Origin of the sequence: Collinsella sp. CLA-ER-H9 (assembly GCF_040092295.1) — a bacterium.
Taxonomy (GTDB): domain Bacteria; phylum Actinomycetota; class Coriobacteriia; order Coriobacteriales; family Coriobacteriaceae; genus Collinsella.
Window position 1 is genome coordinate 286,664 of record NZ_JBBNLV010000001.1, and the last position, 23,241, is coordinate 309,904.

Below are 23,241 nucleotides of genomic sequence, written 5' to 3' on the forward strand. Positions count from 1 at the left end.
GATGCCGCCTCCTAAATAAACACGTCGACGAGGATGGGCATAAGATTGAGCAGGCCAAACACCAGCGCCACGCCCCATCCGAGCTTAAAGCAGCTGCGCCAGGTGCTGCGGGCAAAGGTGTTGTCGATCAGTACCTCGACAAAATACGTCGCGGCCATCACGACCAGGGCCACGACCCAGCTCACCGGGTTGTCCCAGACAAAGAACATGCCCACCCACATCAAAAACAGCACGGTCTCGCACCAGTGCATAAGGGTCATCTTTGCCAGCGTGCCGCCGCTCATCTCGGTGGCGACGCCCTGAACGATCTCCTGATGCGCGTGATGCGAGTACGAAAGGTCAAACGGCGACTTGCGCAGCTTGATGGTGAGCACCGCGAGCAGCGCGAGGAAAATGGGCGCGCTGTACACGATGATGGGGGCCGACTGCCCCGTCACGGCGATGGAATCGAAGCTATCGGTGGCAAGGTACAGGCCCACGCTCATCAGCAGAACGGCGGGCTCGTAACTCATAACCTGCAGCAGCTCGCGGTCGGCGCCAACCTGGGCAAACGGGCTTTGCGTCGAGGCGGACGCCAACACCACAAAGATCGCGGCGAGCGTCACCATAAAGGCGCACAGCAGCGTGTTGGAGCCCGACACAAAGATGCCGCCGCCCACGACGGTAAAGATGAGCGCGCACGCCATGTAGGTATCGTCCATGGTGTTTACGCTGGCAGGGGCCTTGCTCAGCAGCTTGGCAACGTCGTAGAACGGTTGCAGCAGGCGCGGGCCCACACGGCCCTGCATGCGAGCCGAAAGCTTACGGTCAACGCCGTCGATCAGGCCGCCCACAAGCGGCGCCAGCAGGGCAAACGCCACGGTGCCAATAAAGATGCCCACGACACCCGAACCTTCAAAATACTTGCCACGCAGCACCGAGGGCGCGCTCATGGCAAGCCGCTCGGGCCCAATCCACGCGCAACACAGCAGCGCAAACAAAATAATACTGCAGCACACGACGCTACCCGCGGGGCCAATACGCTTCTCGCCAAGGGCGTCCTCCGAGTACCAATTGCGCTTTTCGGCCTTTACCTCGTGACCCATCGAGCCGCGGAAATGGCGATATTTGTCGGTTCCCACGCCCGAAAGGTACACGTTGACGTGCGGTTTGTTGCTCACGCGGAATGAAGTCAGCAGCACCACGGCGATAAACGCCACGATAACCACCATCAGATACATGGCGTCCTTGCCAATAACGTACGGCACGCGACCAAACACCATGGCCAGGTAAGGCGACACCAGACCGCTCGAGATGAGCGGGAAGGCCACGCAGCACAGAATCAGCAGCGCGGCGATGGTGTTGAGCGCCATCCATTCGGTCTTATGGACATTGACCTCAACGTTTTGAGCCGTGGGGTCGACGCCCGAAAGCTTGGCAAGCCACTTGCCCCAGAAGTAAAACGTCGCAGCCGAGCCAAAGGCCAACACCATGATCATGAGCACGTTGCCGGTCTGCGCGAACGCCACCAGGGCGCCCCACTTGGACACGAGCATGCCAAACGGCGCCACAAACATGCCCATGATGCCCAGCATCATCAGGCGCGTCAGGTGCGGCATGCGGCTGAACATACCGTCCATGTCCTCGATATTGCGGCTGCCGATATGATGCTCGGCCGTGCCCACGCACAGGAACAGCAGCGACTTTGCCACCGTGTGGAACAGGATCAGGAAGATGGCCGCCCATACGGCCTCGGGCGCGCCGACACCCAAACAGGCACTGATGAGGCCCAAGTTGGAAATGGTGGAGTACGCGAGCACGCGTTTGGCGTTGCTCTGCGAGATGGCCATGAGGGCGGCGAGCAAAAACGTGATAGCACCCACGCTCGTGACCATAAAGCCAGTCACGGGATAGATGGCATAGAGCGGGCTGAGCTTGACCATCAGAAACACGCCGGCTTTGACCATGGTTGACGAGTGCAGCAGGGCGCTCGTGGGCGTGGGGGCAACCATGGCACCCAGCAGCCAAGTGTGGAACGGCATCTGTGCGGCCTTGGTGAGTGCGGCGAGCGACAACAGGATGACCGGCATCACCAGCAGCGCGGATTGCGCGGTTCCGGCGCCGGAAAGCTCGATCATGCCCGAGATGGTCAGCGGCATACCGTTAACGTGCAGGTACATGAGGCCGGCCAAAAACGCGATACCGCCCAGCATGTTGAGGATGATCTGGGTGAAGGCGTTCTTGATGGCCTCGGGCGTGCGCGTATAGCCAATCATAAGGAACGAGCACACGGTGGTGATTTCCCAGCCGCAGAACAACCACTCAAGGTTGTCGCTCGTCACGATGACGAACATGGCCGAGAGGAACAGGAACATAAGCGCCAGGAACTGCGGGCGACGGTCGGGCGCGGTCTGCCCGCGCAGCGCGGCCTCGTGCTCGTCGTGGGCCTGGAAGTCCTTCATGTAGCCCAGGGCATACACGCAGATTAGGCTGCCGACAATGCCGACGGCGAGGACCATGATCACGCTCATGTAATCCAGGTAGAGCGGCGTCGCCGTGACGGCTTCGGCCGCGGGCAGCGTCATGGCTGCAAAGGCGAGCGAGCCCACCAGCTGGACTATGCCGAGCACCGTGGTGAGCACGTTCCTATATTTGTACGCGTTGTACAGGATGACGGCGCACAGGATGACATCGATGGCGGAGCTGATGATCGAGAGCACATGCGAGGTGTCGGAGGCAACCTCAAAGCTCTGCGGGCCCGCGCCAAAAAACATGACGGCGACTACAACTGTCACCACCATAATGATGCCGGAACCTATGAGCCCCACCGCATCGCGGGCGCGGTCACCGTGCGCGAGCAGCATGCCCAGCGCCGGTACCAGCGGAAACAGGGTAAGGAAATACAGTAGCGTCATACCATCACTCCCCCATGCAAAAACGCTGCAATTGTTTAACGTTATAGCTCAATTGAGGAGTAGCGGCGGCGGGTTTTCGGTCAACTGGGGAGTTTTAGGCGTACGGGGCAAGGAGTCTGTCCGCATTGGAGCAGAGGGGCGGCAAGAAAAATGCGCCCCTGTGGGCGCACCATCCCGTTCGCTATTCCGCCTTTTTAACGCGCGGCTTGCGACCGCGCGGCTTATCGACCAGCGCGGACTCACCGCTCTCGCGATACTGGCGGCACCAGGCCTTAACCGAAGACTCGCTGGGAATCCCGTGCTTGATCATGGCCTCGCGAACCGTCAGGCCGTTTTCCAGACGGTCCTTAACCACGGCGAGCTTTACGTCGTACGAATAGGTGTGATGACGAGCGCCCGCATTGAGCACGGCGTCGGCACCGCCCACGGCATATGCGCGGGCCCACTGACGAGCCGTGGCCTGGGGAATGCCAAGCTTTGCAGCGAGGGCGCGGTGACCGACCCCCTCTTGGAGGATCTCGACGGCGCGCTGCCTAACCTCGGGCGCATGCGTGCGGGTCCTAGTTGCTTCCGACATACCTGCCACTTCTTAGCCTTAACCGTTAATCTGCTTTCTTACGTGCTTGTTAGATAGTAGCATTTTGCTGTTCCCGCGTAACAGTTAATTGAAAATCGCAACGGCGGCATCTGGGTATTTGCCATTCATTTGCAACAGTTCTTTAGGTTTTATTTGCGCAGCTAGTTGGCTCGCGGCTCATTGACGGTGTTTTACCAACCAGATTGGTATCTTTTGTTTGGCTGGTATGGTTTGTGCAATTATTAACCCCTCGTCAGTCCGCACCTAACATGTCAGCTTTCCACTTGCTTCCCAACTTTCCACTTAACTTTCCAGCTTTCCACCTTAAGTGGTAAGTTAAGTGGAAAGCTGGAAAGAAGTTGGGAGACCGAAGCATGGGCGACGGACAGCCCTACTTCGCGAGTCGATACCGTTGTCGCGGGCTGCGCGGAGGCTCCATCGCCTCAATCTTGCCCGCACCAATCAAGCCTTTTATGTGGTTGGAAACGGCGCTCCTGCTCAAACCCGAAGCGTCGGTGAGCTCCTTGGTCGAAGCCGAAGAATGTGTTGCCAGGTAATCCAAGATTGCCTCGTCCACATGCCCCACAGACGTCACCTGTTCCGCCCGCATTATCTTTCGCTTATCGAACGTCAACGAAAAAGAAACTGTCGAGTTCTTTGGTTCGGGCGGCAACATGTTTGCCCGCTCGAGCTGCTCACCTATCTCCTGATAACCAGTGCCGCGATTTTCGACCACGTAGCCACCGTCTGGGTACGGCGTGGTCTCGAGGATATTTGAAAGGAACTGGTTTCTGGATGACGAAACCCCAGAAACTCCCAGCGAATCGATCGTTACGTCGCCGTACAGCCCGCCGGGATTGAGAATCTCGACGCGGTCGATATACAGGTTGACCTGCACTTGTGAGCCACGCGCGGCGGAAGAGTAGTCGCGGTGCATGAGCGCGTTCGCCACCGCCTCGCGCAGCGCCACGGGCGGATAATCGGGCACATCTTTCCGGAACGCGCCCTCGATAACCGCGGCGTTTCGGGTGTTTCTCGCAACGGCGGCAAGCACGTCCTCAATCATGAAAGGGATTGGACCCAAAATGGTCTGTGAATCCACAAAACGCTTGTTATCGCTTACTCGCTGCGTTTTTGTAGTCCCGGGGTACGCCGTAAAGGTCACATTGAGACGTGGGAAGAACTTTTGCGGAAACCGTCCCATCGCGACAATTGCGGCAAGCGTCGGCACGATTGCGTCGTCCACCCTTTTGGTCACATGCAGGTCAAGGAGAATCTCGTCATCGCTTCTGGTGCCCAAAAGCCTAGGGTGCAGCTCGCGCTGGCGTTTTATAAACCCTTGCAAAAGATCGGCGTCAAGGTCATCGAGCGTGGCATCTTCGACCGGCTCGTCGTCGTATGTAGGCTGAACATGCTCCTCCATAAAGCGATCGATTTCGTAGGGAGTCATGCGCCGGTCGCCGTCGCCCGTACGGATAAAGGACGAATCGTACATGCCGCGCGCCGTGATGTAGCAGGGCTTATCGCGTGGATGCATCTCATTGATGCGCGCGCAAAGCACCAGTTTTTCCTCAAAGGGAATCACTTGGATATCCGGCCTCACAACGGGCGTCAGCCTTTCGCATGCAGAAGAGAGGGCGTCTTGCATCTTGCGAGCATCGAAACCTTCGACAGGAACAAACCCGTTCTTTTCGGAAATGCCGAGGATGATAAAGCCGCCCTGCGCGTTGGAAAATGCCGAAAGCGTCTCGACGATGCTTTTGGGGAGCGCGCCCTTGGCTTCTTTTACTTCGTACTGCTGGGTGTCGTTTCCTATTGCCCGCAGATGATGGATAACCTGCGCCAACCACTCCTCATTCATGCCGAACCTCCCAACTTTCCAACTTTCCACCTAACTTACCAGCTTTCCACCTAACTTTCCAGCTTTCCACCTTAGGTGTTAAGTTAAGTGGAAAGTTGGAAAGACGGTTGAGAAGCTGAAGCAGCGGCAGTCCGAGCGAGCAAGAAAAGGGGCGGCAACTGGGTGGTTGCCGCCCCTTTGCGTGGCTAGTTGGACCCGTGGGGAATGCCCTTGGTGTTGATGCGCGCCAGCGTGTACGTCACGTAGTCGGAGTTCTTATAGCCTCCGAGGTTCTTGACATTGACTGGCGTGTCCTTTATTACACCGTTATCGGACATATTGGCCGTTAGCACCAGACGATAGTTGGCATAGGTCTGACCAGCCGTCTCAACATCGGTGTTCACCTTAACGCGGAAGGCATGCTTAAAGGCGAGGCTGTTACCATCGCGCGTGGCAAACGTGTCACCAGCCTTGGTATCGGTAAATACATAGCTGCTACCATCTGCGCTCTTAACGCCCGTGCCCAGCTTGTCGCTATCGAGCACCGTAATGTAGCTCGAGATATCGTCGACCGCATCATAGTTGCCATCAGCTTGGCGCTGCTGCAAGCTCAACGTATAAGCCACGCTGGTAGCACTGGAAATCATCGCGTCGGCGCCCGACAGCTTGGAAAGATCATACGTTCCCACCAGCGCGATTGTGCCATCAGCGGACTTAAGGTCATCGATATTGATACCCAGCTGCGACTTCTTGGAAGCCTCGAGCGCGATAGTCGACGAGCCCACATCCATGCGGTAGTAGCCGGCGTTACCATCGGTGTATGCCGAGTTGCTACTGGCGCTGAGCGTGTCAGCATGCGTGGAAAGGAACGCGCGGTAGTTGGGCTTGGTGTAACGGTCGATGCCGTTGTTCTGCGAGGCCACGATACCCGCCTGACAGGCAGGCTCGCTCATGGTGAGCGCGGCCTCCATGGTAATGGTGAAGGCGTTGCCGTGGTTCTTAGCGACCTCGCGCAGGCCCGACATGTCGATGGATTTGCCGTTAGCGTCGGCCAACACGAGCGACATGTCGCCACCGCTCTTGCTCTTCCAGGTAAGCCCCGACACCACCGGAGTCTTTGTCGCGCCGGCCGGAGTCCAGCCCGACCCATTCCAGGTGTAGTAGCTCTCGCCCACCTTAACGTAAAACGCATAGCTGCCCTGCGTGCCCGTTGGGTATCCCACCGAGCCCGCGATGGCGCCGTCGTGATAGGTAACAAGCGACGAATCGAGCTGGTAGTACAGTGCGTCGGAGCTCGTATATTGCTGGTTCGGATCGAATGTCACGGTGTCACTCACGTCCATGGGAAGCGGATAGGTGGCGCCGCTGAGTTCCATCTGCTTGGTGCTGACCCTGTTATTGTCGACAAGGTTGTGCGTGTAGTTGGATGCCACGCTGTAGGTCGAGGCCGTATTCTGGTGCCCATCCTCAGCAGCCTTGCCGTCGGCTGCTTTCTTGCCTCGCAGCAGGTAGTTAATGTGCTCGTTGAGGCTCGTGTCGACCGTAGTTGCGGTGTAGCCGTTGACGCCCGCAGAGCCCGCCGGCGTGCGCACCACCAAGTAGAAGTTCTCACTCTTGGGCTCTTCCTTGGCAACGGAGAGGGTGTAGAACGTGCCCATCGTGTCGGAAGATGTACGCGCGCGGTAGTACGCACCGCCGACCTTGGCGCCGGCCGCCTTCTCGAGCTCGACCTGGCTCTTGCCTTTGACCTCGGCATCGGTGAGCTTGACCCAGGCACCGTCCTTGTCCTCCTTGGCCGCCACGCCCACGATTTCGCTCAGCCACGGCTCGACGTAGGCATTGTTGCCGGAATCCACAAAGTCGGTGAGCTTGACCGACGCTGCTCCGCCCGCGCCCACCGTGCAGTGATATTCACGGTTGTTATGAGCAGTGTCCACGAGCGTGAGCTGCGTGCCCTCGGGCAGCGTGGCGCCGAAGGTGATGCTCTTGTTGAGCGGGCCCATGGAGCCGCCGGCTTCGAGCAGCGTGTTCCAGCCGTAATCGACTGCCTCGCCCCGGGCGCTGCCATAGGTCCAGGTAAGGTAGCCGGTCATGGTGTCGCCGCTGCTCACAAGCACGTGCTTGTCGTATTTTGTTGCATAGTCGGCAACCTTGAAGTTCGCACCTTCGGAGTAGGTGGCGGTGAAGTCGATCTCGAGCATGCGCTTAACGATGATGGGCACCTGCACGCGGTAGCTCTGGCCGGCCTCGCTAAAAGTGACCGTGAGCAGCGTGAAGCGGCCCCGCTCGTTGTCCCAGTCGGTACTCGCGCGGAATACCATGGAGCTCGTGCCGTTGTTGAGCACCTTGAGCGTGGGCGTTTGCGAGGCGGTTGCGTCCTTGACGAAGGCGCCGTTATCGGCAAGCGAGAAGACCTCAGCGGTGGCGGTCACGTGCTTGGCGCTGCCGTTGAGACGGCGGGCATCGGAAAAGCCGCCGTTAGTCACGATGTTCAGATACTTCTCGACCGTCGTCGTGTCGTTGCCGGGAATCATGAGTACCGGGAAGTCGTTTGTGACCTTCTTGCCCGAAGTAACGTTGTTGGTGTTGAAAGTGCTCTTTGAACTGTCCGCGCTATAGGTTTTCTTGTTTTGGTACGTGCCGTCATCATTGATGCCATTGATGTTGGTGTAGGTGTAGCGGCCGAGAACGGGTTTGCCCGCTTGGCTTTGGATGGTCGTCGCGGTGTCAATGGCGGCACCGTCGCCAAACAGATAGCGATCAGTGGTGCCGTCGTTGGAGGCACGCACCGTCAGCGTGCTCACGGGGCTCGTAGTCACGTACGGGCTTGCCGTCGTGGTGGCGGTATCGTCCGCACCGTAGAGTGTGGTGTCCTTGCCGGGTACGTCGAGCCTGTCGTTGTAGTCTCCGAACGCGATGTAGGTTTTCTTGTTTACGGCGGTCGTATTGTCCGTGTAAACCATCGACGGCAGGTCGCTCGTGGTCTTGCCGTCGCCAGGCTTAACGTCCACGCCCGCTGCGGAGAGGCTGTACTGATTATCTCTTGTGTCAACCTCGCCCAAGAGCACGCCCTGCTTAACCCCCGATTTGTAGGTGTTGCTGTCCATGAGCACGTTTACCAGATGGAACTGACCGCGTCCATCGCCCGCAATGCCGCCGTTGGAGGTTCCGCCAAACGTGGTGTTGGAAACCTTTGTGTTGGTGACGTTGATGACATCGGACCCGCTGTTAATCGCGCCAAGTAGACCGCCGCTCCAGCTGCCCTTGATCGCAGCGTTCTCAATTGCGATGTTGTTGCAGGTTATGTTCACATTGCTGAAGTAGTAGCCAATAAGCCCGCCCGAGCATTGGTCGGTACCGGCGACGTTGACATTCTTTACGCTGCAGTCCTTGAACCAATACTTGTTGGGGCTGCCGCTGCTCGTGACCTCGCCAATCAGTCCGCCCGCATTGCGGATTTTGAAGTTCTTTCCGGTACCATCGCCGATGATGGCGTTCTTGGTGCCGGTCCCGGCATCAATGCGCACGTTGCTCATAGAAATAACGCCGCCATCGGCGCGTCCGACCACGCCGCCAGCGCCCATATACTTATCGGTATTCGACCCAGTGGCAAGCACATTTACCCCAGAGATGACTGCCGTGCTCGACCGGACCGCTGTGGTGGTGCCGATGTTGGTATTGACCGAGAGGTTGCTTGATTTAGCAAAGCCGAGCACACCGCCCACGTAGGGTGTTGCCCCCGTGGCGGTTATGGTCGAGCTTTTGCCAACAGCCTTTTCACTCACCCCTTTGGCCGCGCTTGTCCACACGCGACAAGCCGAGGCGACCGTACCCACGTAGCCGCCGACGTACTTCTCGCCCGTGACGTTAAGGTCGGTATATGAGCAGTCATAGAGATACGCGGTCGCCCGTGCGTCGCTGAACGCAACCATATAGGTCCTGTCCTTGCTTAAACTTCGGCTGGCGCGGCCCGAGCTGCCAAGAAGCCCTCCCACGCTCTTTGCGCCCGACACGGTGCAGTTATTCATCTGCACGTTGCGGTAGACGCCGCACGTGTTGCCATCGTAGTTAGCCGTTGCGCCCGCCAAAAGACCGGTGCCGATAAGGTCGTTCGATGCCGTTCCCGTTGTGGCGCCGCCGTTGGCGGCGATATAGGTGAGCGCTACATTGCAGCTGCTAAAGGTAAGATCTTTGACCTGCGCTCCACCGTTCGCGGTGACGCTCTGCCCCACATTGGTGGAGGTAAACATCACGGTGCTGAACAGGCCGCCCACGCCCGAGACCTTATAGTCGTCATCGGCGTATTCGACGGCGCCGTAGGCAGCGTCTTTGGTGCCCACCGTGATGGTGGCTCCGTTGCCGTCGATCGTGGCCACGTGCGGCGTGATGCGGTCGCGATCGGTGGTCGTCTCGTTCGAGTTGCAGGCATTGGAATAGTAGCGGCCGTTGAGACCCACATATCCTGTGCCGTAGCCGGTCATATCGTAGGTGGTGCCCTGCTTGAACTCCAAGCTCATGCCGATCGATTTCGACGCGCACACATAGCCCGTTTGGCAGTCGGCAGCATAGGACGCCACCAGGTAGGGCGAGTTCACATCGTCATCAGGGTCAAGCGGGCCGTGCCACTCCTGCTTGCCGGGAGCTTTCTGGTCGTCGTTTTTGGCAATCTCGAAATCGCCGGCAGCGCTCATAGGCTTGCCCACGCAGTCGTAGCTGGCATTCCGCACCTTGCCATATTCCTTGTTGCCAAACAGGTAGCCTTCTATCGCCGGATCTTGCGTATCGCTGCCCCAGTACGCCTTGGAGCCACGGAACACACCGTAATCGGCATAGTTGGTATGTGCCGCGCCAGCGCCCGCACCCGAGCTAATGATGGCCGAGAGCACCAAAAGGCCTTGGGGATTTTCCACCGTAGTCACGGGCGCCTCAGCGTTGGTGCCGATGTACTTATTGTCGGTGCCCGTGGTGGTGACACAGGGGGTTCCCTTGTTTATGAGCTCGTTGATTTTGTAGTTGGCGTCACCGTTATCGACGTTGCAGCCCTCGCTAAAGGCATAGCCGTCGATCACGCGGCCAACGTAAGGGTTATCGTACTGGTCATACTTTGCGGCATCTTCCTCAATGGGCTTGTACTTTTTGTTCTTTGTACCACCACGCCACGAGGTGCCCGTGTTGCGGAAAATCACGCCGCCACCCGCAATGGCACCAACATAACCGCCGATGGGAACAAGGTGCGAGTCGCCAGCAACGGTAAAGCCGTACGTCGTCGAGCCGCTATTTGGATCGTTTACGACCACACCATCAATAATGTTATCGCCGCCAAGAATGCAGCCGATAACGCCACCGAAAAACGCTGTCGGGACGCCGTCCGCATCCTTCTCAGAGTAAGTAATAGTCGCCTGCGCATTCACATAGTTGATGTTGAGATTGCGCACCACGCTGCCATAGCTATAGGGAATGAGGCCGCGAAGCTCGCCATTGTTGTTTTTAATCTCAATTGTTGCAGGCTCAGAGGACTTAGGGTCGCCAACAATAACGCCGCGGAACGGGTTGGCCTTATTGCCAAAGCCGCCAAATGAAGCCGCATCGACGGTAATCTTTTTGCCCTCAGCAGGCTCAATGCTGTAATACGCACTTTGTATATAGCGGTGCATGGTTTCGTCGCTCAGCGTCTGCGCGGGGTCGGTCGTATCGCCGACCTTCCTCTCCCATTTTTTATCAGTACCTTTTGCCTGCTTATAGACGTACGTAACCTCATTGTCGGCCGAATTGCTGTTGCGGCGAGTGCAAAGCACGCTCTGTTCTGCGGCAATGGTGACTTCCCAGCCATCCAACGCCACACTATTGTTGATGTAGTTGGCGATGGCGTTCATCTCCGTCGCGTCCTTAACGGCATACGGATCGCCATATGTGCCGCATCCCTCTACCAGCTTTGGAATGCGCTGGTTGACTTTAATTTCGTGATACTGGACGCCATCCTCGGTGGCTTTTCCCTTGTAAACATAAGGAAGGTAGTCACCGAACCAAGGCCTGACGTCACCGTCCTTCTTACCATCAACCGTCACATAGCCGCTCACGGCACCATACGTCGCTTCGTCGTAATACCAAAGCTGCTTGCCCGAGTACTCCTTGTTCTCGGCATCGATTTCGCTTCCGTACGTCACCATTCCGGCATTGGCATCGGCCATAGTAAAGGTGTAATCCGCAGAGCCCGTGCCAGTACTTTTGTAGCCAAAACTCTCCAGCAGGCTCGCATGGGTGAAAATCGTATTGCTATTTTGGCTGGGCAAGCTGATTCGCTCAAACTTTGCCGTCACCTGATCGGAATTTTTTCCCACGCCGAGTCTGCCGAAGAGCGAGGTTGCCGCCGTGGCCCCTTTCGCGTACCCAAGGGTTGAAATATTCTTAGCGCTCAGGTTCACGCATGTCTGCATCTCGTTGATAAGCAGAGGAGCGTAACTGGTATTGCCGTTCACACCGTCAACCGTCAAGCCGTCGAGTGTCAGACCATCTATCTCGAGCTGCGCCACATTAGTCTCATTGATGGGCCCATAGATATAGCGGCACACAAGTGCACCGGACGAACTTCCCGCATCGTTCACAACAGAGCCCACGGTGCCTGCAAGCGTGACATTTTTAACCTTGAGGCTGCCCGTATGGGTTCCGATGAGAGCGCAGTGCATATTTTCGTGCTGCGTGGCTTCGCTATTCTTTTTGTTACCTTCTTGCTCAGCTTTAATGTCGGAATAATGGAACGTAATCGTTGCATTATTCACAGTAACCGTTGAGCCCTTCGCGGGATCAGTAGGATAGAAACTGTATCCATCTAAATTGATTTCCACGCCCGCGCTGTCGCTCGTGCCAATATTGTTTCCTTGGAAAATAGCCTGATTTTCCGGAATGATATAGTCCTGAATCGCGCTAGGAGCATACAGGTACGCACACCAAAGTAATAAGTACTCTGCGGAGTTCATCCAATTGTCTTTGCTAGCGTTTTCCGGTTTGTTGCCTACCTCCGTATATGCTTTGTCAAGATTGTAGTAGTAGCGAACAGAACCATTTGTTTGTGGAAAGTTATCGGAAGAATTAGCGGGGGCGATGCGATTTCGATAACTATTATCTCTAGCGGGATTTCCGCTCATGTCCAGCTTTTGGCCCTCGGTATGAAGCGAGACGACCGCATTGCAGCCGTTATCGATCAGATTGCTTTCGGGCTTCACGCCATTTGCAAGCCATTCGTCGTATGTCTTTACCTTTGGGGCGGTTATAGATACGCCATCCACAGCATAAGCGGTACCCCACCAAGCCCTGTCCTCCAGATATAGACCGCCGTAGGAAGTCTCGGCACCAAAGCTATTTGAATCGGATGTACTGCCGCGAGCAATAAGAACGCCAAGCGTGGTTGCACTATTAGCGGTGAAGGAAGCGTTGGCCAAATTGATAGCATACTTATTGATGATCCAGTGGCCACTAGCGGCGTATACGAGACCGCCGACCTCGGTAGAGCTATTTGCAGTCACGGTCGTGTTGTTGGAAGTTTTTAGGGCGTAGGTGCTGTCGCTGGTATTCGCAGCAGTATCGCCAATGGTGACGATGGCGTTGCCCCAGCTGTAGCCCAGAAGACCACCGGCGCCGTTGAGCTTGTCGCCGTTCTTGCCCACGGTCATAGCGAATTCACTAAAGCTAAGACCGGTAATGTTAACGTTCTTCTCGTTCGATCCCTGCACAATGCAGCCGATAAGACCGCCGACCTGGGCAATCTTGCCGCCGGCGCAATCGCCGGTTTTGATTTTGCCGCCGACTTCGAGGCCCGTAACATTGAATGTCGAGGTATAGTCGCCCACGTAGCCGATGGCGCCGCCAATGCGGGTGTTGCCCTTGAGCGTATTGCCTGTAGCAATAGCCGTTTGTGCCTTGCTATTGCCACCGAAATCAACGTTTGCAGCCGCCGATACACTACCCGCAATACCACCGATGTTCGCATCGTTACCGAACGTATCATCACACGTGATCTTTGTCTCGCACGCTACGCCCGACAACGTCAGTTTCTCGTCGGCGGTGCCCGTAATGGACGCCGCAAGCGAACCGGCATCAACGCTTAGGCCGTTATCGAATTTCATGAAGCCACCGATGGTGAGGTTGCTCACCTTCGCGGCACCGCCAATGGCATTGAACAAGCCCAGACGACCATGGCGGTAAATCTTACCGTTGCCGTCACTCGTATCGCCGGCGTCGAGCGTCTTCCCGTCGCGCGTGCCATACGGCTCGCCGACGGCAAGGTTAATTGTGCCGTTGCCATTCAACTTTCCCGAGAAAACTTGCGAGCCGTCTGCACGATCCTGCGTGAAACCCGTCAGGCCCGTGCCCTTGAGATCAATAGTGCCGTTCACCGTAATGGTCGAGGACTGCAAGCCGTTAAGGTTGTTTTCGGTAACGCCGTCAACCATCGAGTAGTAGCCGTTGGTTTGCCAGGTAATCGCCAGCTTTGCGAAATCGTCGATACTTGCCAGCGCAAATGCATCGCCAGTTTTTACGAGCTTAGAGCTAAAGTTCCACTGGTGCGCTTCGTTGATGGAGATGAGGTTCTCGCTCAACGGGTTGCCCAAGCGAATGACTTGGCCGCAGCTGTACACGTCATCGATCTTGACGGGCGTAGAGGGGCGCTTATATTGCCATTTCGTGGTTTTGCCTGCGGCGGTGCCGCTATCGCTTCCGCTACCGGCGGCAAAAATCAGCGAGTTGAAGTTCTCATAAATCAGCTGCGCGGTGTGATCATTTTCCACGAAGGTGGCATGCGACAGGTCGGTGATACCGCTGAACTTGACGATGCCGAGCCACGACGACCCAACGACTCCGGCAAAGCCGCCGTTTGTGCCGCCGATGGTAGCGCCGCTGGCGGTTTTGACCTTCAGGCCGCGCACTTCTAGAACGTTGTTTGTGTCCACGACGCCCACGGCGCCGCCGTATTTGCCATTTGCACTGGCGTAGCCCGAGGTTGAGCATGTCACTGTTGCATCACTGATGACCACAGCGGACACGTTGACACTCCCGCCGCCTTCGCCAAGGTAGCCTACTAGGCCGCCTGCGTAGGTGAGTTTGCCGTTGGAGCCCACGCCGAACGACACCGCAGTATCACCCTGCACCGTAAAGGCATGCAGCGCGTCGCCGTTCTTCTTCCCCCACAGCTTGCCCACCAAGCCGCCGTAGTTGCCGTGCTTGTTGTCGTCCTTGCCGTTTTGCAGCGTGCTTGTATACGAACCGCCATTGACGGCCACGTCGCCGTTCGATATGTCGAGCACGCCGAACAGTCCGCCGGCAGAAGGGGCAGCGCTCGTGTTGGACACACTGAGCGCCACGCCCTTGCCAAAGTCGAAGATGCCGCTGTTGATGGTGAATGCGTCGGCAAACGAGGCGTCGCCGATAAGGCCACCTGCATACGTCCCGGCAGATGACGATCCAACCGCATACGCGGGCTTGATGACAATGGCGTTGCCCGAGGCGTCTTTTCCGCTGTTATCCTTGCCCACGGTGAGCGTGAGCTCAGTCGCCTTACCAATAAGACCGCCCGCCGCGTTTTTACCTGCGACGCTCAGCGCCGAGACATCGATGCCAGTTGGCAGGGCGACGGTAGCACCCTCCCGCGCCTCGCCGATAAGACCCCCCGCGTTGGCGTCAGCGGCTGTCGCGTTGATAGTGGGGGTACCGTCGAGTTTGTCCGGCAGGGTAAGGCCCGCAAGCGTAAGCGATGCTCCTTCGGCAAGGGTGTTCACAAGCAAGCCCATGTTGCCTGCGCTCGATTGCATATCGACTGCCAGGGGGCCGTTCGCGCTTGTCGTGTAGGTGGCATTAAGTGTAAGCGCGCCCGTGACCTCACCCACAAGCGGCGAGGTGAGCTTGCAGATGTCCTTTTCGGTCTCGCTCTCGGGCTTGTCTACGGTAATGGCAGCGCTGAGCGTCTTGCCCGCGCCCGTGACCTTTGCGGCCACGATGGGCTGAACATCGGTGCCCTTCCAGGTGAGCTTTACGGTGCCGTTGTTATCGTTGAGCTCGATGTTGTTGAAGAGCGTCTTGTTGGCGGTAAGGGACCTGCCGCCCAGGTCGAGCGTACCCTTGAAGGGGTAGGCATCGCTGCCGAACCCCTGGAACGCGAGATTGCCCAGGTCGCCCACGGCCTGCGCGCTGCACACGTCGAAGTCGACGCCGCTCAAGCCGGTCTTGGAGATGCTCGCGTTCTGGTAGATGGCGGGGTCGGTGTTGGAGATGGCGATAAGGTCGGCGTTGGATCCGAAGGTGATGGCCGTGACGGCGCCCAAGTCGTCAGTGATGACATTGCCGTCACCCAACGCGTGCCTGAGATCCTCGACAGTAGCGATGGTGGGGGCGGTGTTTGCCTGATCAGCAGCATCCGCGTCCGCGTCATCCGCTTGTTCTCCGTCAGCAGCACCCTCATCGGCAGCCGCATCGTCTTGGGACGCGTCGCCCTCCGTTGGGGTATCGCCGTTAGTGGTTCCATCGGTCGTGGAGTCCTGCGATTCGCCAGCGTTGGTAGAACCGTCGCCGCCCTCGGTGGCGCCAGCGTCGGCGCCCGGAGTCGTTGCGACATCATCAGATGTAGCCTGGTCAGCATCTTGCAGCGCGGTGGCCACAGCATCCTGTACGGAGCGCGCCGTGTTGCCCGCGGCGCGCGCGGCGGAGACGGATGCCTCCATAACGGCGTCGAGCTCTTGCGCGAACACCTCCGTGGAGGGCGCGAGCGCCTGGAAAATCATGATCGCAGTCAGGCATGCGGTTGTTATGCGCTTTGCCGTTCTCATCTGGTCCTACCTCGTTCTATCTCATGCCCCGTGCGGGGTCTCAAAATCACCGATTGCGGTTGGCCTACGCAGCCCTGCACGTAACACCGATGTCATCCCAGCTGCCGGGCGCGGTATCCGTCGCACGGTAAAAGGTAATAATCTCCGACCCGGGATCCATGGTGAACGTAACCGACCTTCCATCAAGGGTCGCGTCGGAATGATTCGTCGTCAAAAATGGGTCAAGCTCAACCTTGTCGCCCCATGTAAGCTTGATTTTTGTTGGCGCGCCCGTAACGGTCACGCGATAGTTGTAAGCGTCGAAAGCGTTGATATCCGAGTTCTTATCGACCCACTCGCCCGAAACGCCCGAAGCCGTCACCTCTGCACGTTCGGCGGGCGCAATCTTGGCGGCGAGCCATTTAAGGTTGGTGCCAGGGCTATTGGAGCCGACCTGGACCTTAACGGTGAAAGATGCTTTGTTGAGGTCCGCCTTGGAAAACGTAACCTTATAGGTATACATGGTTGCCTTGTTGGCAGGGAAGGAAAGGCCGACCGTGCCGCCCGCCGTCAGCGCGGGCGAACCGCTTATGCTCCAATCTGTCGTTCCCGTCGCCTTCACGCTCAGCGTCGCGTTAACGTCCTTGTCGTTGACCTTGTTCTTGTCGCCCAGCAGATGGTTGTAAATGCGAAAGGTAAAAGAGCACTTTTCCCCACTCGTGTCGGCGATGACGCTTCGGACGGCAATACCCTCGTCATTCAGCGTCTCATTCGTGTAGCCCGTAAGCATGTCCGAGGCAAACAGCGCCTGTGACGTGCCCGAGACAGCGACCGACTTAAGGAAGTCGCCCGCCAAAAAGGCCGTGTAAGTAAGGTGGGTACCCGCCACAATCGCGACGGCGCATAGCAGCACCGCAACCGCCCATAGGCGCTTGCGCACTTTGGAATTAGGGGCAGCAGGCTCCGCCAAGGCAGACTTCGCCGCATGATCATCAACCTGTGCAAAGTGCTTTCCGGCAGGCCTTGCGATTTCATTTTGTGCGTTCTTGTCTTTCCTCATCTGGCGCCCCTCCCTTCCTGCTATTAGTTGCCGCTCGTGCCGCGAGCGATTAGGTAGACCATGTCGGTCTCTTTGACGTTTGAGACCTTGGCACCACCCACGGTTACGCCATCCGCGTTCCACGTGCACTCAACAATAAAGTTGGTGGCATCGTTGGCTTTCGTGCCATTCCAACCGTCTAGATCGTCTTTTTGGAACACGTGGTACCGATACAGCGGACGGGCGTTTTTCTGGACGTCCTTATAAGTACCGTACGTTGGATCATTGCTGGCGAGCTCTTTAGCCAGGCCGTTTGTCTCATCCCTATTGATAAAGTCGAACGAAATTAGTTTGCCCTTACTCCACGAATACGGATTGTTGAGCCCGTCGAGGCCGACCACAGTGCCGTTTTTATCGTTCGGATTATTGACCGTCACGTGATACACGTTGATTGTCAGCCCCGTGATATTCGTTGTGTTGGCAATCTGCAGCTCAAACGCTTGACCGCCGGCAGCGGGATCGCCATTGTCGCTCTGCACACAAAACGCGCGACGAACGGTCACGGTGCCGTCTATGTTTTTAACATCGCCCCGTGACTCGTCATACGAAATCTCGATGGGCTCGATGCTCGTCTGGTTGGGACCCATGATCTTAAGCTGCGCGGGCGTTTGGATCTTGCCCACCGTAGACAGACTTTTGCTGCCCACAAACCACGAGAGCGACAAGCCGATGATAAGAGCGATTGCCGCCAGCAATATCAGGACCGCAAGGGCCTGTGCGCGGTGGTTTTCTATCCAATTGCGGGCATCGCCGAGGCGCGTTTGCATGGTGCTCATGAGCTCACGCCCTCCTGAGCGCTAATTCTAAGTTGGATGTATTTGACCTTATTGCCGATCTGCTCGTCGGCATTGTTGTACAGCGCCGAGCAGATGGCGGTGTCGCCGAAGGATATGTCAGCCGAAACCGCAGGAGCGTTGGCGGCACTCGTGCCGTTTGCCGCGCCATAGAAGTAGTTCGCTTTATGCGCGTTCATATCTGCCTGCAGAGCGCCGTAGTCAGACTTTGCGTCGCCCGCCGCCGCAAACAGGTTCTTGTAGTAATTCGTGTTGCCGGTAAGGACGAAGTTTTGGAAGTACTCCGGCCACACCCAGTACAGGCTGATGGTGACGGGTTTGTTCGTTGGCTTGTTCACATCGCCGTTTTCGCAAAATTCGCACTTGCGAATCTCGATCTTGCTATCAACCACGCGGCCCGAGTAATACCCGTTCTGGTCGCAGCTCGTAAAGAACAGCAAGTGGCCTTTGATCAAGCCAAGGAGCGCCTCCGCCTCGGGCGCCAGCGTTCCCCCGTCCCCAACAACGCCAACAGTGTTCGTGACCTTAAGCAAGCGCGACAGACTGATCGTGACCCCGTCCAGGTCACTCACCAGCGGCTTCACCGTAAATGTAATCTTGCCGCGAGCACCCGGGTACAGAGAGCCCGCGGTCTCGTTGTTGAGGTTGGAGCCGAGCGTTACCGTCATGGCGTCGGTCGTATCCAGGCCATCGATGGCATACTTTTCCTCGGGCGTGCGCTCGGAGCGCTCGTAATAGCCCACGTGCGCGCCGGACTCACCCTCGCCCGCGGCGGTCAGCGTGTACCGATCCGCCTTCGCCCCGATCGTGCCCCCCGTGGCGCTCACTCGGTTATTCGCAGCAAACCAGGCCAGGCATGCAAAGATGGCAACGATGGCAGCCAGCACAAACAGACCGCTCACCAGGAAATCCTTCCAGAAATCCTTGAGAGTCCGCACGTGCTCGTCGGCAGCTTGGCGGTACTCGGCCGCTGTCTTGTGCTGCTGGAGCTCGTTATGTCGGTCCATGCCACTCATCGCTTGCGTTTGCCCTGCTTGCGGGCTTGCCATCCTTTTCCGCTCGGTCGCGTTTATCCGTTGTTCGCAGGTAGAGAATTCAGACAGAATACAACACCATACGATAAGGTAAAAGAATAGCATTGACCTGCGGTTTGCTCCACAACGCAAGTCTTAATGATGTCTTAAAAGTCAAACCCTTGGTGCAAGGGGGCAGGTTACTTCGCACCAACATGGTGCAAACAAACCTGGTCCCCTTGCACCAATCCGTGGCACCGGGCAGCGGACACACGGCGTGCCGCCCCTTAACACCCCAACGCGCGAACGGGTATCACGTAGATACCGTCCTCGACCTCGCGGGCGTACTCACCCACCCCCACAATCACGGCCATAAACTCCGGTTCGCGTGTGCGTGAACGAGGATTTCCACAGACCTTCTTGCGAACGCGCTTGAGGCTCTCGACGCCGGCGTTCGCTTTATCTTCACTCACCTTAATCTCAAAGGCGGCCCACCGTCCGTCGGCTAGCTGCACGATAGCATCGCACTCAAGACCCGAATCGTCGCGATAATAGCGCACGGGCGTGCTATCCAGCAGGTCGAGCGAACGTGCGTAGACCGAAAGGTCGCGTATGACCAAATTCTCAAACAACAGACCGAATGTCCGCCAGTCGGCAAGCAGCGCCTGCGAGGACATACCTAGCAAGGCGCAAGCAAGGCTCGGATCTGCCAGATAGCGCTTGGGCTTGACGGTAAAGCGCCGTTTGTCGCGCGCGGCGGGAACCCAACCGGGAACCTCCTCGAGAATAAACATGCCTTTGAGGGCATCCAGGTACCTGCGCACCTTGGTCTCATCGGCAAACGCTGCGGGTTTCTCCTCGGCACCGAACATATCCATAAGAATCGTTTTATACGTGGTTGCCTGTCCCAGATTGCGCGCGATCGATGCGGAGACTCGACGAGCAATATCGGGGTCGAGACCGACCGCCGGGAAGCTGCTCGAAAACGTGGTGTTGAGATATTCGCGGGCGATGAGCTGGGCGTCAGCCGAAACCATATCGATCGCCTCGGGCCAGCCGCCGCGGCAAGCGGCTTCGACAAGCCCCGGCGTATCGCCATTGCACCGGCAGGGCTCAAAACGATGCTCAAACAAGCCCGCCAGGCTCACCTTGCCGTTGGACTCACCTGTCTCGGCAAGCGTCATGGGGTGCATGCGGACGCGGCCGATGCGGCCGGCTCCACTATGCGCGGGCGCCTCCGCCTTTGAGCCAAACGCAGGCGTGGCGGAACCCGTGAGGATATAGGCGCCGCGCGTACCCCGGGTGCGGTCGACCTCGTGTCTAACGTAGTCCCAAATCTGGGGAACGCGCTGCCACTCATCGATAATATGCGGACGGTCTCCCAGCAACATCATCGCCGGGTCGGCACGCGCGAGGTCGAGATTCTCGTCGACATACGAGGCGGACGCCCCGTGCTCGAGCGCGGCCCACGTCTTGCCGCACCACTTGGTGCCCGCAATCTCGACCGCGCCAAAGACACGAAGGTAGCGCTCGATTTGCGCATCCACGATACGTGGGATGTATCCGTCCCGATGTAGCCTCTCGCCTGCCATGAGCCACCCCCGCAGATTTCCAGTTCCTGCTTTCTGATTCTTCTATTCCACTGTAGCAAATTCGGATTTTCGGGTGGTTGCGATTCGGATTTTCGTGTTCATATAATTCGGATTTTCTGGTGCATGAGATTCGGATTTTCTGAACCCGCTGGTCAGGGGCACCTCTTATCGACAAAAAGGCGGGGAGCACCGATACGGCACTCCCCGCCCACTCAATACGCGATAGCTTTCTCGACTACAGCTCGTTGGCCGCGTGATACGCCGTGCGAATGGCGCTCGCGATGTCGGCGGTACGCTCGCCCGAGCAGTCGCCCACGCAGGTCACGGGCACCGTCACGCCGTCCAGGTCAAACGCGTTGGCCTTGGAACCCACGGCCATCACCACGTAATCGCAGGCGATCTTCACCGGCTCCTCGGCGCCGTCCTCGGTGGTGCGAATGGCCTCCACGCCCTCATCAGTAATGGCGGTCAGGCGGGTCTTCACGTGCTGCTCCACGTTATGCTCGGCAAAGTCGCTCATGATCAGCGGCAGAATGGTCTCGGACTCGCCCGCGGCAATCTTGTCGAGCATCTCCACAATCGCCACCTCGCAGCCGTGCTGCAGCAGGTACTCGGCAGTCTCGGTGCCCACCAGGCCACCGCCAATGACGGCGACGCGGCCCGTAAGCTCCACCTTGCCGGCCAGCACGTCCCAGCTCGAGACGACCTTGTCCGAATCGGCACCCGGAACGGGAATGAGCACGTCGTGCGCGCCCACGGCCACAATCGCGGCGTCAGCGGCGTTGAGGTCCTCGGCGGTAGCGGCATGGTTGAGCTCGACCTTCACGCCCAGGCCAGGCAGAATCTTCTCGTAATACTCGACCGAGCGCATAATCTCGTCCTTGCGCGGAGGCGCAGCCGCCAGCACGATCTGGCCGCCCAGATAATCGCTCGCCTCGTAGACAGTCACATCGTAGCCGCGCTTGGCCGCCACGCGCGCGGCCTCCAGACCGGCAATACCGCCGCCCACCACGGCAATCTTCTTGTCGCCCTCGCCCGGCTTGATGGCGATGGTCGCCTCGTCGCCGTTCTCGGCATTGAGCACGCACGAGATGTACTTGCGGTTTTGAATCGCATCGACGCAGCCCTTGTTGCAGTTGAGGCACTCGCGAATGGGCTCGCCCGTGGCGGCCTTCAGCGCAATGTCGGGGTCGCACATGAGCGAGCGGCCATAGGCGACGATGTCGGCAGAGCCATCCTCCAGGATCTTCTCGCCGGCCTCGACCGAGACCACGCGGCCGACGGTTGCCACCGGCACGGAGACCAGGGCCTTGACGCGCTCGGCCACGGGCAGCGTCCAGTTGTAGGGCATGGCGCCCATGGGCGGAATGGTGTCGCCCATGTTGCCGGTGTGATTTGCCTGTGCAACCTGGATCATGTCGATGCCCGCGCCCTCGAGCAGCTTGGCAAACTCGCAGGCCTCATCGGGCTGCAGGCCGCCCTTGCCGCGCGGCGTACCGTCGGGGTTCTCCATGATCACGGGGAGCTTGTACTCCACCATCAGCTGCGGCGCGGCCTCCTTAATGGCGGCGACGACCTCCAGCGCGTAGCGGACACGGTTCTCGAACGAGCCGCCATACTCGTCCGTGCGCTTGTTGAGGATGGCGGAGCACAGCGAGCCCACCAGGCGGTCGCCGTGGACCTCGATGGCGTCGATGCCGGCCTGCTGCGCGCGGGCGGCCGAGGCGGCGATAGCCTCCTTGATCTGGGTGAGCTGCTCTACGCTCGCCTCGTTCACAAAGTGCTGCATGTCGTGATGCAGCTTGGCGTAGGCCTGCTTGCGGATCTCGTTGGACTCGGCCATCTTGGCGGCAAAGGTCTCCTCGTCGCCGGCGGCCTTGGCCTCCTGCGCGGCCTTGGCAGCGGCCATGGAACCCATGACCATGCGACCGACGCCGGGCACGTCGTACTCGGGGTGGAACAGCTGTAGCGCGATCTTGGCGCCGTGCTTGTGGACGGCATCGGCCAGGGCCTTAAACGTGGGGATCTGGGCGTCGGTCGCCAGCTTGGGCGTGGGGCTCGCGGTCATAACGGGAGCGACGTCGCCGATGACGATGTAGCTCACGCCGCCACGGGCCAGGCGCTCGTAAAAAGCCAGGCTGCGCTCGCCAATGGAGCCGCCGCGCTCCTCGTAGCCGGTGGTCAGCGGCGGGAACATAATGCGGTTCTTGAGCTCAAGGGGGCCAACCGTAATGGGCTGGAGCAGTTTGGATGCAGGTGCGGTCATGGACATTCCTCTCTTGTAGGCGCGGCGGCGATGATGCCGCGTAGTTGTCTAAAGGATATGGCATGGGAGCACGGCGACGCAACGGAAATCGGCAGACAGCAGGTAGCGGCAGGTGGATGGGGCGGGGCCGGCTGCCGGTTTGTCTCGATCTGTAACAGTAAGACCCTGTTTTGCCGAGCAACTGTTACAGATCGAGACAAACCGAAACCGTCCCGGCGGAAAATCTCAATCTGTAACATCTACAGGCCAAAAACGACCCTAGATGTTACAGATCGAGACATTCCTCTCGACCCATCCCTAACAATCTAGATCTGTAACATCTGGACCCACTTTTGACCCCTACCTGTTACAGATTGAGACAAACCAATCCCGT

General features: G+C 58.3%; 9 protein-coding genes. All 9 read right to left on the reverse strand.

Annotated features, from left to right (window positions below; all coding sequences use genetic code 11):
* Positions 1-11: 11 nt before the first annotated feature.
* The 9 genes from AAAX73_RS01215 to bilR all read right to left on the reverse strand — a co-directional run bounded on the left by AAAX73_RS01215 (position 12) and on the right by bilR (position 22,868).
* Entirely contained in the window at positions 12-2,894 is a 2,883-nt protein-coding gene (locus AAAX73_RS01215) for a proton-conducting transporter membrane subunit (RefSeq protein ID WP_349124804.1), read from the reverse strand.
* Between the two features lie 181 nt (positions 2,895-3,075).
* The gene (locus tag AAAX73_RS01220; RefSeq protein ID WP_349124805.1) at positions 3,076-3,471 is read right to left on the reverse strand and encodes a transposase; all 396 of its coding nucleotides are present in this window, start codon (positions 3,469-3,471) and stop codon (positions 3,076-3,078) included.
* Positions 3,472-3,862: 391 nt separating this feature from the next.
* The gene (locus AAAX73_RS01225; RefSeq protein ID WP_349124806.1) at positions 3,863-5,332 is read right to left on the reverse strand and encodes an ATP-binding protein; all 1,470 of its coding nucleotides are present in this window, start codon (positions 5,330-5,332) and stop codon (positions 3,863-3,865) included.
* A gap of 185 nt (positions 5,333-5,517) precedes the next feature.
* Positions 5,518-16,125, reverse strand: a complete 10,608-nt coding sequence (locus tag AAAX73_RS01230) for a hypothetical protein (protein ID WP_349124807.1) — start codon at positions 16,123-16,125, stop codon at positions 5,518-5,520.
* A 64-nt stretch (positions 16,126-16,189) separates the two neighbouring features.
* The gene (locus AAAX73_RS01235) at positions 16,190-17,164 is read right to left on the reverse strand and encodes a hypothetical protein (RefSeq protein WP_349124808.1); all 975 of its coding nucleotides are present in this window, start codon (positions 17,162-17,164) and stop codon (positions 16,190-16,192) included.
* Positions 17,165-17,187: 23 nt separating this feature from the next.
* Entirely contained in the window at positions 17,188-17,979 is a 792-nt protein-coding gene (locus AAAX73_RS01240; RefSeq protein ID WP_349124809.1) for a hypothetical protein, read from the reverse strand.
* A complete protein-coding gene (locus AAAX73_RS01245; protein WP_349124810.1) occupies positions 17,976-19,004 on the reverse strand; it encodes a hypothetical protein in 1,029 nt (342 codons plus the stop codon). The genes AAAX73_RS01240 and AAAX73_RS01245 overlap by 4 nt, the downstream gene beginning before the upstream one ends.
* A gap of 293 nt (positions 19,005-19,297) precedes the next feature.
* Positions 19,298-20,602 carry a DUF4143 domain-containing protein gene (locus AAAX73_RS01250; protein ID WP_349124811.1) on the reverse strand — a complete coding sequence of 435 codons (1,305 nt, stop codon included), beginning with the start codon at positions 20,600-20,602 and terminating at the stop codon, positions 19,298-19,300.
* A 235-nt stretch (positions 20,603-20,837) separates the two neighbouring features.
* Complete coding sequence (bilR, locus tag AAAX73_RS01255; protein ID WP_349124812.1) at positions 20,838-22,868, reverse strand: bilirubin reductase, long form; 2,031 nt, start codon at positions 22,866-22,868, stop codon at positions 20,838-20,840.
* Positions 22,869-23,241: the final 373 nt, after the last annotated feature.

Bases quoted from the DNA above. Each gene is read 5' to 3' on its own strand.
- AAAX73_RS01215 (WP_349124804.1), bottom strand. From the start codon at position 2,894: ATGACGCTACTGTATTTCCTTACCCTGTTTCCGCTGGTACCGGCGCTG.
- AAAX73_RS01220 (WP_349124805.1), bottom strand. From the start codon at position 3,471: ATGTCGGAAGCAACTAGGACCCGCACGCATGCGCCCGAGGTTAGGCAG.
- AAAX73_RS01225 (WP_349124806.1), bottom strand. From the start codon at position 5,332: ATGAATGAGGAGTGGTTGGCGCAGGTTATCCATCATCTGCGGGCAATA.
- AAAX73_RS01230 (WP_349124807.1), bottom strand. From the start codon at position 16,125: ATGAGAACGGCAAAGCGCATAACAACCGCATGCCTGACTGCGATCATG.
- AAAX73_RS01235 (WP_349124808.1), bottom strand. From the start codon at position 17,164: ATGAGGAAAGACAAGAACGCACAAAATGAAATCGCAAGGCCTGCCGGA.
- AAAX73_RS01240 (WP_349124809.1), bottom strand. From the start codon at position 17,979: ATGAGCACCATGCAAACGCGCCTCGGCGATGCCCGCAATTGGATAGAA.
- AAAX73_RS01245 (WP_349124810.1), bottom strand. From the start codon at position 19,004: ATGGACCGACATAACGAGCTCCAGCAGCACAAGACAGCGGCCGAGTAC.
- AAAX73_RS01250 (WP_349124811.1), bottom strand. From the start codon at position 20,602: ATGGCAGGCGAGAGGCTACATCGGGACGGATACATCCCACGTATCGTG.
- bilR (WP_349124812.1), bottom strand. From the start codon at position 22,868: ATGACCGCACCTGCATCCAAACTGCTCCAGCCCATTACGGTTGGCCCC.